Origin of the sequence: Variovorax flavidus, from assembly GCF_030317145.1 — a bacterium.
In the GTDB taxonomy this organism is placed as follows: Bacteria; Pseudomonadota; Gammaproteobacteria; order Burkholderiales; family Burkholderiaceae_C; genus Variovorax; species Variovorax flavidus.
On sequence record NZ_JASZYE010000002.1, the window covers coordinates 108,720 to 122,441 of the forward strand.

At 66.7% G+C, this 13,722-nt stretch carries 13 protein-coding genes; 4 read left to right on the forward strand and 9 right to left on the reverse strand.

Annotated elements, in window-relative coordinates:
* The first annotated feature begins 5 nt into the window (after nt 1-5).
* The gene (gene glgA / locus QTH90_RS11170; RefSeq protein ID WP_286664623.1) at nt 6-1,466 is read left to right on the forward strand and encodes a glycogen synthase GlgA; all 1,461 of its coding nucleotides are present in this window, start codon (nt 6-8) and stop codon (nt 1,464-1,466) included.
* Nucleotides 1,467-1,501: 35 nt separating this feature from the next.
* Nucleotides 1,502-3,973, forward strand: a complete 2,472-nt coding sequence (locus QTH90_RS11175) for a glycogen/starch/alpha-glucan phosphorylase (protein WP_286664624.1) — start codon at nt 1,502-1,504, stop codon at nt 3,971-3,973.
* A 114-nt stretch (nt 3,974-4,087) separates the two neighbouring features.
* Here the strand turns inward: QTH90_RS11175 and QTH90_RS11180 are convergent, their stop codons facing one another.
* From QTH90_RS11180 to QTH90_RS11195, 4 genes are all read right to left on the reverse strand, one after another.
* Nucleotides 4,088-4,555: an ExbD/TolR family protein gene (locus QTH90_RS11180; protein WP_286664625.1), complete on the reverse strand. Its 468-nt coding sequence runs from the start codon at nt 4,553-4,555 to the stop codon at nt 4,088-4,090.
* Between the two features lie 18 nt (nt 4,556-4,573).
* Entirely contained in the window at nt 4,574-5,272 is a 699-nt protein-coding gene (locus tag QTH90_RS11185) for a MotA/TolQ/ExbB proton channel family protein (protein ID WP_286664626.1), read from the reverse strand.
* Between the two features lie 7 nt (nt 5,273-5,279).
* Nucleotides 5,280-6,080: a 4-hydroxy-tetrahydrodipicolinate reductase gene (dapB, locus tag QTH90_RS11190; RefSeq protein ID WP_444814722.1), complete on the reverse strand. Its 801-nt coding sequence runs from the start codon at nt 6,078-6,080 to the stop codon at nt 5,280-5,282.
* Between the two features lie 97 nt (nt 6,081-6,177).
* A complete protein-coding gene (locus QTH90_RS11195; RefSeq protein ID WP_286664627.1) occupies nt 6,178-6,738 on the reverse strand; it encodes an outer membrane protein assembly factor BamE in 561 nt (186 codons plus the stop codon).
* A 91-nt stretch (nt 6,739-6,829) separates the two neighbouring features.
* Between QTH90_RS11195 and fur the strand changes: the two genes are divergently transcribed.
* The gene (gene fur, locus QTH90_RS11200; protein WP_286664628.1) at nt 6,830-7,249 is read left to right on the forward strand and encodes a ferric iron uptake transcriptional regulator; all 420 of its coding nucleotides are present in this window, start codon (nt 6,830-6,832) and stop codon (nt 7,247-7,249) included.
* A gap of 117 nt (nt 7,250-7,366) precedes the next feature.
* Here the strand turns inward: fur and hprK are convergent, their stop codons facing one another.
* The 4 genes from hprK to QTH90_RS11220 form a co-directional block, all read right to left on the reverse strand.
* Entirely contained in the window at nt 7,367-8,326 is a 960-nt protein-coding gene (gene hprK / locus QTH90_RS11205; protein ID WP_286568990.1) for an HPr(Ser) kinase/phosphatase, read from the reverse strand.
* 28 nt (nt 8,327-8,354) lie between these two features.
* On the reverse strand, nt 8,355-8,822 hold the full coding sequence (locus tag QTH90_RS11210; protein ID WP_028251657.1) for a PTS sugar transporter subunit IIA: 468 nt from the start codon (nt 8,820-8,822) through the stop codon (nt 8,355-8,357).
* Between the two features lie 93 nt (nt 8,823-8,915).
* The gene (gene hpf, locus QTH90_RS11215) at nt 8,916-9,245 is read right to left on the reverse strand and encodes a ribosome hibernation-promoting factor, HPF/YfiA family (protein ID WP_068640485.1); all 330 of its coding nucleotides are present in this window, start codon (nt 9,243-9,245) and stop codon (nt 8,916-8,918) included.
* A gap of 376 nt (nt 9,246-9,621) precedes the next feature.
* On the reverse strand, nt 9,622-11,733 hold the full coding sequence (locus QTH90_RS11220; protein ID WP_286664629.1) for an ATP-dependent helicase: 2,112 nt from the start codon (nt 11,731-11,733) through the stop codon (nt 9,622-9,624).
* Between the two features lie 208 nt (nt 11,734-11,941).
* Between QTH90_RS11220 and corA the strand changes: the two genes are divergently transcribed.
* Entirely contained in the window at nt 11,942-12,928 is a 987-nt protein-coding gene (corA, locus tag QTH90_RS11225) for a magnesium/cobalt transporter CorA (RefSeq protein WP_286603664.1), read from the forward strand.
* On the opposite strand, the gene QTH90_RS11230 is transcribed toward corA, so the two are convergent.
* A complete protein-coding gene (locus QTH90_RS11230) occupies nt 12,921-13,712 on the reverse strand; it encodes a 5'-methylthioadenosine/adenosylhomocysteine nucleosidase (protein WP_286664630.1) in 792 nt (263 codons plus the stop codon). The two genes, corA and QTH90_RS11230, sit on opposite strands and share 8 nt — an antisense overlap.
* Between the last annotated feature and the right edge of the window lie 10 nt (nt 13,713-13,722).

Consider the following 13,722-nt stretch of genomic DNA (forward strand, 5'->3'; position numbering starts at 1 on the left):
AGCGCATGCGGGTCCTCCAGGTCAGCGCCGAACTGTTTCCCCTGCTCAAGACCGGAGGGTTGGCCGATATCGCGGGTGCGCTGCCGCTGGCGCTCATGGCGGCGGGGCAGGATGTGCGGGTGCTTCTGCCGGGATTTCCGGCGATCGTCGCCGGGGTTCGTGACGCGGTGACGGTGAAGGAGTTCGCAGCGCCCTGGGGCGAACGCGCGAGCTTGCGCCTCGGCCGCATCGTGACGCCCGGCGCGCGCGACATCGCCGCCTATGTGATCGACGCACCCGCCCTCTACGACCGGCCCGGCAACCCCTACGAAGACCTCGCCCGCGAGCCCTACGGCGACAACCACCGGCGCTTCGCGCTGCTCGGCTGGGCCGCGGCACAGATCGCGCAAGGGCTGGACGCCGACTGGCAGCCCGAAATCGTGCATGCCCACGACTGGCATGCAGCGCTGGCGCCGGCCTACCTCGCCTTCGCGCGGCCCAGCGGACGTCCCCGCGTAGGTAGCGTGTTCACCGTGCACAACCTGGCCTACCAGGGCCTGTTCGCGCCGCGGCATTTCTCCGAACTGGGCCTGCCGCCCGCAGCCTTCGGCGTCGAGGGGCTCGAGTACTACGGCCAGCTGTCATTCATGAAGGGCGGGCTTTGCTTCGCCGACCGCATCACCACCGTGAGCCCGACCTATGCGCGCGAGATCCAGACGCCGGAGCAGGGTTGCGGGCTGGACGGCCTGCTGCGCAGCCGCTCGCACGTGCTCACGGGCATCCTCAACGCCGTCGATGACCAGATCTGGAATCCGGCCACGGACACCCTGATCCCGTTCCGCTACGACCTGCGGCGGCTGGGCGGCAAGGCGCAGTGCAAGGCCGCGCTGCAGGAAGAACTCGGCCTGGCGCCGCAAGCCGATGCGCCGCTGTTCGTGGTGGTGAGCCGGCTGACCGAACAGAAGGGCCTGCACCTCGTGCTCGGCGGGCTCGACGCGCTGCTGGCGCAAGGCGGTCAGCTCGCGCTGCTCGGCAGCGGAGATGCGCCACTGGAAACGGCCTTCCGGCAGCGTGCCACGGCCGCACCGGAATCGGTCAGCGTCACGCTGGGCTACAGCGAGCCGTTGGCGCATCGCCTCTTCGGCGCCGGCGACGTCACGCTGGTCCCGTCGCTCTTCGAGCCCTGCGGCCTCACGCAGATGTACGGTCTCAAGTACGGCAGCCTGCCGCTCGTGCACCACGTCGGCGGCCTGGCCGACACGGTGGTCGACGCCACCCTGGAAGATCTGGCCAGCGGCGAAGCCACGGGCTTTGCCTTCGACGACTTCGATGACGCAGGTTATGCGCGCGCGCTTCGCCGCGCCTTTGCGCTCTACCGGCGGCCGGCCGACTGGCGCGCCGTTCGCGCGAATGCCATGCGCCGCCCCGCCGACTGGGGCACTGCTGCCGCCCGCTACCTCGACGTCTTCGCCGAGGCCCTGGCCTGAAGCCCATCCGTCAGAGAACCCACACCGTTCCCACCATGACCATCGAAGAATTCAAGTACGACCACCCCGACCGCGACGTCGCCGCCTTCAAGCGCGCCGTCGCGAACAAGCTCATGTACGCGGTCGGCAAGGACCCGGTGGCCGCCAGCCCCGATGACTGGCTGCACGCGACCGCGCTCGCGGTGCGCGACCAGATCGTCGAGCGCTGGATGGGCACCACCCGCGCGATCTATGCGCAGCGGCTCAAGCGCGTCTACTACCTGTCGATGGAGTTCCTGATCGGGCGCACCTTCACCAATGCCCTGCTTGCGCTGGAACTGCAGGACACCGTGAAGCAGGCGCTGGCCGATTTCGGTGTCGACATCCAGAAGCTGGCCGAGCGCGAGCCCGACGCCGCGTTGGGCAACGGGGGCCTCGGCCGACTCGCCGCCTGCTTCCTCGACTCCATGGCGACGCTCGGCGTGCCGGGCCTGGGCTACGGCATCCGCTACGAATACGGCATGTTCCGCCAGCGCATCGTCGACGGCCAGCAGGTCGAGACGCCCGACTACTGGCTCACGCGTGGCAACCCGTGGGAGTTCCAGCGGCCCGAGGTGACCTACCGCGTGCGCTTCGGCGGCCACGTACAAAGGCGCGAAGGCAAGGGCGTGCCCTACGGCGCCGCGAACTGGGTCGACACCCACGACGTGCTCGCCGTGGCCTACGACACCATCATCCCCGGCTACGGCACGCAGGCCACCAACACGCTGCGGCTGTGGTCCGCCCGCGCGACCGAGGAAATCGATCTCTCGGCCTTCAACCGCGGCAACTACTTCGAGGCCGTGGAGAGCAAGAACCACTCGGAGAACGTCTCGCGGGTGCTCTACCCCGACGACTCCACGCCGTCGGGCCGCGAATTGCGGCTGCACCAGGAATACTTCTTCGTCAGCGCGAGCGTGCAGGATCTTGTGCGGCGCTACCTGCGCAACCACACCGACTTCGACGCGTTGCCCGACCAGGTCAGCATCCACCTCAACGACACGCACCCGGTGCTGGCCGTGCCGGAGCTGATGCGCCTCCTGATCGACGAGCACGACCTGCCCTGGGACACGGCGTGGGCCCACACGCAGAAAGTCTTCAGCTACACCAACCACACGCTGATGCACGAGGCGCTGGAGACCTGGCCGGTGGAGATGTTCGGGCGGGTGCTGCCGCGCCACCTGCAGATCCTCTTCGACATGAACTCGCGCTTTCTCGCGGCGGTGACGCAGTCGCACGGCCAGGACATCGAGCTGATGCGCCGGCTTTCGCTGATCGACGAGTCCGGCGAGCGGCGCGTGCGCATGGCGTACGTGGCCGTATTGGCAAGCCATTCGATCAACGGCGTATCGGGCCTGCACTCGGAACTCATGAAGCAATCGATCTTCGCGGACTTCGCGATGCTTTTTCCGGAGCGCTTCAACAACAAGACCAACGGCGTGACGCCGCGGCGCTGGCTGGCGCAAGCCAACCCGCCGCTGGCGGCCCTGCTCGACACGCGCATCGGCCGCGGCTGGCGTCGCGACCTGACGCAGCTCGAAGTGCTGCGGCCCATGGCGCAGCAGCCGGCCTTCGTGCGCGCCTTCCGCCATGCCAAGCGCGAGAACAAGCTGCGGCTGGCGAACTGGATCGACGAGCACCTTCGGGTCGACGTGGACACCGACGCGCTCTTCGACGTGCAGGTCAAGCGCATGCACGAGTACAAGCGGCAGCTGCTCAACGTGCTGCACGTGATCACGCGCTATCACCGCATCCTGGATGCCCCGGACGCCGGCCACGTGCCGCGCGTGGTGGTGTTCGCGGGCAAGGCCGCTTCGGCGTACCACATGGCCAAGCTCGTCATCCGCCTCATCAACGACGTGGCGCACGTCATCAACAACGACGAGCGCGTGGGCAAGCTGCTCAAGGTCGTGTTCCTGCCGAACTACAGCGTCAGCCTGGCCGAGGTCATCATGCCGGCGGCCGACCTGTCGGAGCAGATCTCCACGGCCGGCACCGAGGCCTCGGGCACGGGCAACATGAAGTTCGCGCTCAACGGCGCACTGACCATCGGCACGCTCGACGGCGCCAACGTCGAGATGCGCGAGAACGTCGGCCCCGAGAATTTCTTCATCTTCGGCAACACCACGCCGCAGGTGGCCGACATCCGCGCGAGCGGCTACCAGCCGCGCGACATCTACGAGGCCAACCCCGAACTGCAGCGCGTGCTCGACAGCATCCGCGACGGCGCCTTCTCGCCCACCGAGCCGGCGCGCTACCAGCAGATCTTCGACGCGCTGGTGAGCTGGGGCGACCACTACCTGCTGCTGGCCGACTATGCGAGCTACATCGAGGCGCAGGAAAAGGTCGATGCGCTGTATCGCGACCCGGATGCGTGGACGCGCATGGCGATTCTCAATGTCGCGGGGATGGGGGCGTTTTCGTCGGATCGGACGATTGCGCAGTATGCGCATGAGATCTGGAAGACGCGGCCGGTGGTGATGGGCTGACCCCCAGGCTCGCGCACTTCGTGTCGCTCTCCACCCCCTTTCAGGGGGCAACACCGGCGGCCCGGCGAAGCCGGTTCCGCGGTGTTTCGCGAACGCCACGGCTTCGCCAGCGGGTTATTTCGCTGGAGGGTTTGTCGGGGGCGCTTCAGTCACGAAGCCGATGCGGGTCAGGCCGACCTTGTTGGCGATGCCCATCAGTTCGACGACCTTGCCGTAGGGCACGGTCTGGTCGGCGCGGAGCTGGACTTCGGTGTCGCGGCTCGCGGTGGCGGCATTGGCAAGGCCGGCCGCCAACTCCTCTTGCGTGACCGGCTTGTCGTTCAGGTAGACCTTGCCCGCCGCATCGACCACGAGCGACACGAACTTCGGCGTGTCGCCGGACCGGCCTGCGTCGGTGCGCGGCAGGTTGAGCTTGATCGAGCTGGCCATGAGCGGCGCGGTGATGATGAAGATCACCAGCAGCACGAGCATCACGTCGACCAGCGGCGTGACGTTGATGTCGGACAGCGGGCGCTGGCCGCCTGCGCCGGTCGATCGTCCGCCGGTGGCCGTGCTGCCGAGCGATGTGCGACCGAAGGCCATGTGCGTTGCGCCCCGCGCTCAGGCCGGCATCGGCCGCGCTGGCGGCAGAGGGATCTCGCGTTGCGCGGGTTCGCCGAGCATGCCCAGCAGGTCGTGCGCGAAGCCCTCGAGTTCGGCCTCGATGCGGCCGACCACGCGTCCGAACACGTTGTAGGCGAGCACGGCCGGAATCGCGACCGCGAGGCCGAAGGCCGTCATGATCAGCGCCTCGCCGACGGGGCCGGCGACCTTGTCGATGGTGAAGCCGCCCGTTTCGCCGGCGATGCCCACCAGCGCGCGATAAATGCCCCAGACCGTGCCGAGCAGGCCGACGAAGGGCGCGGTGGCGCCCACCGTGGCCAGCAGGATCTGGCCAGCTTGCAGGCGCCGCAGCGCCGCATGCAGGGCATCGCGCAGGACGCGCGTGACGCGCTGGGTCCGGTCGACGGCGCCGCCCAAGGTGGCGCTGTCGGCGTGGGTTGCGAGATTGCGCACCGCGCTCACCGCCGGCAGCACCAGCGCCGCACGGTCGAAGGCCCTGAGGCTCGATTCCGCATCCCCGATGGATGGCGATTGCCAGAAGGCCGCAATGCTGCGCACCACATCGCGCGTCCCCCCACGCAGGAGCCAGGCTTTCCAGAGAATCACGACCCAGCTCGACACCGACATGACCAGCAACAGCGCCGCGACCGAGCGGCTGACGGCGTCACCGTGGGCGAGCAGCGCCAGGATGCTCATGCCGGAGTCAGCGCAGACCCAGAACGTCGAACATGTCGAACAAGCCGGCGCGCTGGTTCGCCAGGAAGCGCACCGCGCGCAGGCTGCCTTGCGCATAAGTCGCGCGGCTAGCCGACTTGTGCGTGATCTCGATGCGCTCGCCGGTGCCGGCAAACAGCACCGTGTGGTCGCCGACGATGTCGCCGCCACGGATGGTGGCGAAGCCGATGGTCGACGGGTCGCGTTCGCCGGTGACGCCTTCGCGCGCGTAGACGGCGCAGTCCTTGAGGTCGCGGCCCAGCGCATCGGCGATCACCTCGCCCATCTTGAGCGCCGTGCCCGAAGGCGCGTCGACCTTGTGGCGGTGGTGCGCTTCGATGATCTCGATGTCATAGCCGGTCGACAGCGCCTTGGCGGCCATTTCGAGCAGCTTGAAGGTGACATTGACGCCCACGCTCATGTTCGGCGCCATCACGATCGCGATGTCCTTGGCGGCCTCGGCGATCTCGGCCTTCTGTGCGTCGCTGAACCCGGTGGTGCCGATCACGAGCTGCACGCCGAGTTCGCGGCACACGGCGAGGTGTGCCAGCGTGCCTTCGGGCCGCGTGAAGTCGATGAGCACCTGCGCGTCCTTGAGCCCGACGCGCAGGTCGGACACGACGGGCACGCCGCTCGTGAAGCCCAGGAACGAAGCCGCATCGCCACCGATCGCAGCACTGCCTGCGACGTCCAGCGCGCCGGCGAGGCGGCAATCCTGCGCATTGCGCACGGCCTCGATCAGCATGTGGCCCATGCGCCCGGAAGCGCCCGCGATCGCGACGCGCCGCAGGGAAGTGGATGGAGAAGTAGAGTCGGTCACGCGTTTCAGCCTCTGGAAATGCGGATTTCAGAAAGGAGCGCGACGACCCGGATCGGCCGGCGCGTGCTCAGCGCGATTCGAGCGGAGGGTAAGCCGCAGGCAATGGCGGCGGCGTTGCTGGCGCCGCCGGAGCATCGCCGTCTGCCTTCTTGTCCTTGGCCGGATCGAACTTCTTGAGCTGGTCTTCGGTCGCTTCCAGCGGAGGCACCTTGCCGCTGCGCTTGCGGCTGTCGAGCTGGGCGACGAATTCTTCCTCGCTCGGCATCGGATCGCCTTCGAAGCGATCGAGCACCTCGCCGTTGAAATACAGCGTCAGGTGGCGCTGCTGCGGCTCGACGCCCTGGCGGCGGATCGTGAACACGTAGTCCCAGCGATTGGAGTGGAAAACATCGGTCAGGAGCGACGTGCCGAGGACCTCGCGCACCTGCTGGCGCGACATGCCGGGCTTCAGCGCCTCGACCTGTTCCTTGGACACGAAATTGCCCTGGACCACTTCGACCTTGTAGGGCGTGACGGCGGTCAGGGCGCCGCGCGCTCTGTCGCCGACACTGCTGCAAGCGCCGAGGCACAGGCTCGCGGCGACGACGCCGAAGAGCGGCCAGAGGCGGCGTTGTGGAATGGCAGGCATGGAAAAAGGGTTGGGCGATATGATCAAATCATTGTAGCGGCTGGCCCCCGGCGGGCCCTTCCCGCAAGGCTGGCGCAGGGAACGAACCATCATGGCTAACATCGACGAACTCAAGAACACGGGCCTCAAGGCCACTTTGCCGCGCCTCAAGATTCTTGAAATCTTCCAGAACGGCGGGCAGCGCCACATGACGGCGGAAGACGTGTTTCGCGTCCTCCTCAACGACCATTCGGATATCGGGCTGGCCACGGTCTACCGCGTGCTGACGCAGTTCGAGCAGGCCGGCATCCTGGAGCGCAGCCACTTCGAGAGCGGCAAGGCGGTCTACGAACTCAACGAAGGCAAGCACCACGACCACCTCGTGTGCACGTCGTGCGGCAAGGTCGAGGAGTTCTACGACGCCGAGATCGAGCGCCGCCAGCAGATGATCGCCGCAGACAAGGGCTGGATCCTCCAGGATCACGCCATGTCCCTCTACGGCCTCTGCGCCGACTGCACCAGCAAGCACTGAACGCGCGACAGGCTCGCCCCCAGGCTTGCTCACTTCGTGTAGCCGCCTACCCCCTGACCGGGGGCAACACCGGCGGCCCGGCGGAGCCGGTTCCGCGGTGTTTCCGGGATTCGCGCGCTAGTCGTCTTCTCTGGCGCTTTCCATGGCCTTGTGGTGGCGGGCCACGAAATCGGCATAGGTATCGATGCCGCGCAGTTGCAGGATCGAATTGCGCACGGCCGCCTCGACCAGCACGGCGATGTTGCGGCCGGCCACGACCTGGATGATCACCTTGCGGACCGGAATGCCCAGCACATCCTGCGTGAGCGGCGCCGAGGGCATGCGCTCGTAGTCGCGCTCGAAGCTGTCGCGCCGCACGAGGTGGACGATCAGCTTGAGCCGCATCTTCCGGCGCACGGCCGTCTCGCCGAAGATCGCCCGAATGTCGAGCAGGCCGATGCCGCGCACTTCGAGCAGGTTCTGCAGCAGCTCGGGGCAGCGCCCTTCCAGGGTGGTCTGGTTGATGCGGTAGAGGTCGACCGCGTCGTCCGCCACGAGGCCGTTGCCGCGCGAAATCAACTCCAGGCCGAGTTCGCTCTTTCCGAGACCGGACTCGCCCGTGATCATCACGCCCAGCCCCAGGATGTCCATGAACACCCCATGCATCGAGGTGCGCTCGGCAAAGTGCTTGGAGAGATAGGCCCGCAGCAAATCGATGACGAAGGCCGACGATTCACGGGTGGCAAACAGGGGCAATTGCGCCCGTTCGCAGATCGACAGCAGTTCGTCCGGCGCTGGCTGGCCGTCCGCCAGCACCAGCATCGGCGGCTCCAGCGTCACGATGCGGGCAATGCGCCGCACGCAATCCTCCGGCGTGCCGCGCGTCAGATAGGCGACTTCACGGGCGCCCAGGATCTGTACGCGGTACGGGTGGATGTAGTTGAGATAGCCCACCAGATCGGCGGCAGACTGGGCCCGGCTGATGACGTCCGGATCGAACTGGCGCTCCGAGGCTCCCAATCCCGCCAGCCACTCCCATCGGAGAGAGCCGCGGAACTCCTCGAACATCGCGTCGGCGCTGATGACGGTCGGCTTCATGCGCCAGACCGTCCCAAGGCCGCGCGGATCAGGCGACCTGCGCGGATTGCCATCCTGCGATCAGGGCGTGCAGTGCCGCGGCGTCCGAACTCGACTTGATCTGCTCGCGCAGGTTGGCGTCGCTCAGGAGTTCGGCGATCTCGGAAAGTATTTCAAGATGTTTCTGCGTCGCCGCTTCAGGCACAAGCAGGAAGATCAGCAGGACCACGGGCTGTTCGTCCGGCGCGTCGAACCCGATCGGGTTCGCCAGCTGGAACACGGCAGCCATGGGCGACTTGAGCCCCTTGATGCGGCCGTGCGGGATGGCCACGCCATGGCCCAGGCCGGTCGAGCCGAGACGCTCGCGGGCAAAGAGGCTGTCGGTGATGAGCGCACGGCCGAGGCCATGCAGGTTTTCGAACAGCAAGCCTGCTTCTTCAAAAGCACGCTTCTTGCTGGTGGCGTCAACGCTCACAAGCACTTGAGCGGGCGGCAGGATGGACGCGAGTCGGTTCATGTTGGGGCAGGGCGGGGGCGATTATGCACCCACACCGCAAAAAGCAAAGAGCCACCCGAAGGTGGCCCGCAAGAGTATTTGCCCGGAGTGGTACTACATCACACGCTTGGGCGCTTCGTGATGATGGTCCTGCAGTCGGTCCTTGTGGCGGACGACCTGCCTGTCGAGCTTGTCGACCAGCTCGTCGACAGCAGCGTAGAGATCAGCGTGGCTCGACTCCGCGAACATGTCATTGCCCTTGACGTGAATATTGCATTCGGCGCGTTGCCGGCGTTCCTTTTCCTTTTGCTTTTCCACCGTGAGGATCACCTTGACATCGACTACCTGGTCGAAATGGCGGGTGATCCGGTCCAGCTTGCTCGTAACGTAGTTGCGCAAGGCAGGTGTGACGTCGAGGTGATGACCGCTGATCGTCAAATTCATGAATGACCTCCTGGAATTGACGGTTGGGGAAATAGCCGCACCCCTTGGTGAGGGAGGCACAGCCGGGGAAACGAAAGCAGAGTGGGGGGAAAGAGGGAGAGGGGAAGAGAAGAGAAAGCGGGGAAGGTCGGTTCACTATGCCCATGCTGTCATCGAATTGCAATCTTTCCGAACACGTACAAAGGGCCATTCCCCATAGGGGTTTTCTACCGCTATCGATTTGATAGCCCACCCTCCAATCAGGCCGTGCCCCACCAGCCGGCGAAGCCCGGCCCCCTTCGTGAAACACCGCGGATCCGGCTCCGCCGGTCCGCCGGTGTCGCCCCCGGCAGGGGGTAGGCGAAGCGACACGCAGTGCGCGCAGCCTGGGGGCGAGCTATCTCCAGTTGGCCCGCATCCGGCTCAACAGGTCGATCGTGGCGGCTGGCGCCGGCACGTGCGGCGCGCGCTCGGGCGGCGGGGGCCAGGTCTGGTGCTCGAAACGTTCGGCGTCGGACGCCGTGATGAAGCGCGTGCGGCCCGCATACAGATGCCGATCGCCGCGAGCCGCCTGCTGCGTGACGTAGAAGCGCTGCGGCACGAGCAGGTGCAGATGGTCGCGCGCGCGGGTCATCGCGACATACAACAGCCGTCGCTCCTCTTCGAGTTCCTGCGCGCCCTGCGCCACATCGGCCGGGATGCAGCCGTCCACCACGTTCAGCACGTGGACCGACGTCCACTCCTGCCCCTTGGCCGAGTGGATCGTCGAAAGAATCAGGTAGTCCTCGTCCAGCAGCGGAGGCCCTGGCCGGTCGCTCGTGGCTTCAGGCGGATCGAGCGTGAGTTCGGTCAGGAAGCGCTCGCGCGACGCATAGCCTGACGCCAGCCGCGCGAGTTGCTCGATGTCGCCGCGGCGCAGCCCCGCGTCATCGTGGAGACGCTCCAGATGCGGCAGATACCACTGCAGCGCCAGATCCATGTCTGCGGGCCAGGCCAGCGAAGGCTCGCGCAGCGCCGCATAGATGGCTGCGAACCGGGCCCATTCGTCCCGCGCAGTGCTGGGCGGCACGAAGGCCTGTACGACCGCACCCGGGTCGGCCGCTTCGGACATCGCATCGAGCAGCCGGGTGGAAGTAACCGGCCCGATGCCCGGAATCAGCTGCGTGACCCGGAAACCCGCCATGCGCCCTCTCGGGTTTTGCGCAAAGCGCAGCACGGCCAGCAGATCCTTCACATGCGCGGCTTCGAGAAACTTGAGCCCCCCGTACTTGACGAAAGGAATGTTGCGCCGTGCCAGTTCAAGCTCCAGCGCAGCGCTGTGCGTCGACGTGCGGAACAGCACCGCCTGGGACTTCAGCGCCAGTCCGCCTTCGCGATGCGCCAGCACGCGATCGGCGACCCAGCGCGCCTGCTGCGCCTCGTCGGGCACCAGCACGAGCTGGGGCCGGCCGGCCGAGGGCTTGTCGGTCCAGAGCGTCTTCGCATGGCGCTCCGCGGCGGCGGCAATCACCGCGTTCGAGACATCGAGGATGGGCTGCGTCGAGCGGTAGTTGCGCTCCAGCGTGACGATGCGCGCGGGCCGGCTGAAGTGCTGCGGAAAGTCGAGGATGTTGCGAACCGTTGCGCCGCGAAACGAGTAGATCGACTGCGCGTCGTCACCCACCACGGTCACGCCGCATCCATCGGGCTTCATCGATCGCAGGATGGCAGCCTGCAGCAGGTTGGTGTCCTGGTATTCGTCGACCAGCACGTGGTCGAAGCGCGCGCCGACGTGCTCCGCCAGCGTCGGCTCGGCCACCATTTCGGCCCAGTACAGCAGCAGATCGTCATAGTCGAGCACGTGCTGCTGCTGCTTGGCCTCGACGTAGGCACCGAACAGCCGCTTGAGTTCGGCTTCCCATTCCGCACACCACGGAAACGCATGCTTCAGCACCTCCGCCAGCGGTGCGCAGGTGTTGACCGTGCGCGAGTAGATCGACAGGCATGTGCCCTTCTGCGGAAAGCGCCGCGTCGTGGACGACAGGCCGAGGTCGTTGCGCACCAGCCCCATGAGGTCTTCGGCATCGCCGCGATCGTGGATGGTGAAGTTCTCGCTGAGGCCGATCTGGGCCGCGTACTCGCGCAGCAGCCGCGCGCCGATGCCGTGGAAGGTGCCGGCCCACGGCAGCGCCGGCGGCGCCTCGGATCTCAGGCCGAGCACGCGGGCCAGCACCTGCCCTGCCCGGCGCTCCATTTCCTGCGCCGCACGGCGTGAGAAGGTCAGCAGCAGGATGCGCTGCGGATCGGCGCCGCGCGCAATCAGGTGGGCGACGCGGTGTGCCAGCGTGCTGGTCTTGCCGGAGCCCGCGCCGGCGATCACGAGCAGGGGGCGATCGTCCCGTTGCGCGTCGCCCAGGGCGGCGCCGACACCGTGCTCGACCGCCGCGCGCTGCGCATCGTTGAGCTGGGCGAGCGCCGCCGCGAGGCGCTCGGCCTGGCTGGCTGGAGTGGGTTGCGCGACGCTTTGCATCGACGTCACTTTACTGTATGTCCATCCAGATACGGCCGGGGATACCCGGAGGGCGGATGACATAATCGCGCCTCGCTGCAACCGGAGCCTTTCATATGGAAATCGACCCGTCTCGGCAGCTTTCACTTCCGCTCTGACATGTCCGTTGGCGAGGGAGTTGAAAGCGCCCCCCTTCGCCCAACCGCCAGACCATTCACGGGAGTGAGCCATGCTCAACATCTTCACGCTCGCCAACGGTCGCCTCGTCCAGGAAGAGATCGAGGCGCTCGAAGAGCTTTCCCAGTTTCAGCCCATCTGGGTCGACCTCGAATCACCCACCGTCGAGGAAAAGCGCTGGATCAAGCAGTACTACGGCCTCTCCATCCCCGAAGACGCGATGGACGAGGACATCGAGGAATCCGCGCGCTTCTATGAAGAGGACAACGGCGAACTCCACATCCGCAGCGACTTCCTGATCGACGACGACGAGAACCCGCGCTCGGTGCGCGTGGCCTTCATCCTCAACCAGCACAACACCGAACTGCGCAGCCGCGGCGTGCTGTTCTCGATCCACGACGAGGACGTGCCGGTGTTCCGACTGCTGCGCATGCGCGCCCGCCGCGCCCCCGGCCTGATCGAGGACGCCAAGGAAGTGCTGCTGAAGCTGTTCGATGCCGACGCCGAATACTCGGCCGACACGCTCGAGAACATCTACGACGAACTCGAATCCGCCGGCAAGAAAGTGCTCTCGGGCAACGTGAGCGACGAACTGGCCGGCGAGGTGCTCGGCCTGATCGCCCGGCAGGAAGACTTGAACGGGCGCATCCGCCGCAACGTGATGGACACGCGCCGCGCGGTGAGCTTCATGATGCGCAGCCGCATGCTCAATGCCGAGCAGTTCGAGGAGGCGCGGCAGATCCTTCGCGACATCGAATCGCTCGACAACCACACGGCCTTCCTGTTCGACAAGATCAACTTCCTGATGGATGCGACCGTCGGTTTCATCAACATCAACCAGAACAAGACCATCAAGATCTTCTCGGTCGCGAGCGTGGCGCTGCTGCCGCCAACCTTGATCGCGAGCGTGTACGGCATGAACTTCAAGTTCATGCCCGAACTCGATCTGAGCTACGGCTACGCCTACGCGATCGTGCTGATGATCGCGAGCGCGCTAGTGCCGATGTGGTACTTCCGCCGGCGCGGCTGGCTCAAGTAGGCGCAGGCTCGTCCGCTGGCAGCGTGGCCAGCCACGCGTCGACCACCGCGAGGCTGTAGCGGCTCGCGACCGACGAGACGAAGCGGGTGAAATCGCCATGGGCCGCGTCGTCGGCCCGATCGGAAATCGTGCGCACCGCGGCGAAGGGCACGCCGTAGTCGTGGCACACCTGCGCCACGGCGGCGCCCTCCATCTCGACCGCGAGTGCGTCGGGCAATGCAAGGCGCAGCGCTTCGCTTTCGGCCGAGGTCGACACGAAGCGATCCCCGCTCACCACCAGGCCGCGGTGGACCTTCGGCGCTGTCAGGCGGAAATCCTCGACCACCTTCTCGCCCAGCAGCGTGACCGGATCGCTCAGCAGGTCGGCGGCCACGACGGCCAGCGCATCGCTGATCGCTGTGTCGGTGGCGAAGCGCGCGTGGCCGGTCAGCGGCACTTCGTACTTCGGGAAGATCGGGGACGCGTCCAGGTCGTGCTGCAGCAGCCGGGTCGCCACGACGACGTCGCCGACCTCGACACCGGGCGCCAGCCCGCCGGCGACGCCCGTGAACACGATGGCCCGCACGCCGAATCGCTCCAACAACACCGTGGCCGTGGTGGCCGCCGCGACCTTGCCGATGCGCGACAGCACCGCGACCACGAGTTGCCCCTGCAAGTGGCCGACCCAGTAGTCCCGGCCGGCAACCTGGATGCGCTGCTCGTCAGGCATCTGCGCGAGCAGCGCCGCCAACTCCTCGTGCATCGCCGCAACGATGGCAATCGGCAGTCGAGGCGAATCGCTCATCGCGCTTCCT

Coding starts and splice junctions, on each gene's coding strand:
- glgA (WP_286664623.1), top strand. CDS start 6: ATGCGGGTCCTCCAGGTCAGCGCCGAACTGTTTCCCCTGCTCAAGACC.
- QTH90_RS11175 (WP_286664624.1), top strand. CDS start 1,502: ATGACCATCGAAGAATTCAAGTACGACCACCCCGACCGCGACGTCGCC.
- QTH90_RS11180 (WP_286664625.1), bottom strand. CDS start 4,555: ATGGCCTTCGGTCGCACATCGCTCGGCAGCACGGCCACCGGCGGACGA.
- QTH90_RS11185 (WP_286664626.1), bottom strand. CDS start 5,272: ATGAGCATCCTGGCGCTGCTCGCCCACGGTGACGCCGTCAGCCGCTCG.
- QTH90_RS11195 (WP_286664627.1), bottom strand. CDS start 6,738: ATGCCTGCCATTCCACAACGCCGCCTCTGGCCGCTCTTCGGCGTCGTC.
- fur (WP_286664628.1), top strand. CDS start 6,830: ATGGCTAACATCGACGAACTCAAGAACACGGGCCTCAAGGCCACTTTG.
- hprK (WP_286568990.1), bottom strand. CDS start 8,326: ATGAAGCCGACCGTCATCAGCGCCGACGCGATGTTCGAGGAGTTCCGC.
- QTH90_RS11210 (WP_028251657.1), bottom strand. CDS start 8,822: ATGAACCGACTCGCGTCCATCCTGCCGCCCGCTCAAGTGCTTGTGAGC.
- hpf (WP_068640485.1), bottom strand. CDS start 9,245: ATGAATTTGACGATCAGCGGTCATCACCTCGACGTCACACCTGCCTTG.
- QTH90_RS11220 (WP_286664629.1), bottom strand. CDS start 11,733: ATGCAAAGCGTCGCGCAACCCACTCCAGCCAGCCAGGCCGAGCGCCTC.
- corA (WP_286603664.1), top strand. CDS start 11,942: ATGCTCAACATCTTCACGCTCGCCAACGGTCGCCTCGTCCAGGAAGAG.
- QTH90_RS11230 (WP_286664630.1), bottom strand. CDS start 13,712: ATGAGCGATTCGCCTCGACTGCCGATTGCCATCGTTGCGGCGATGCAC.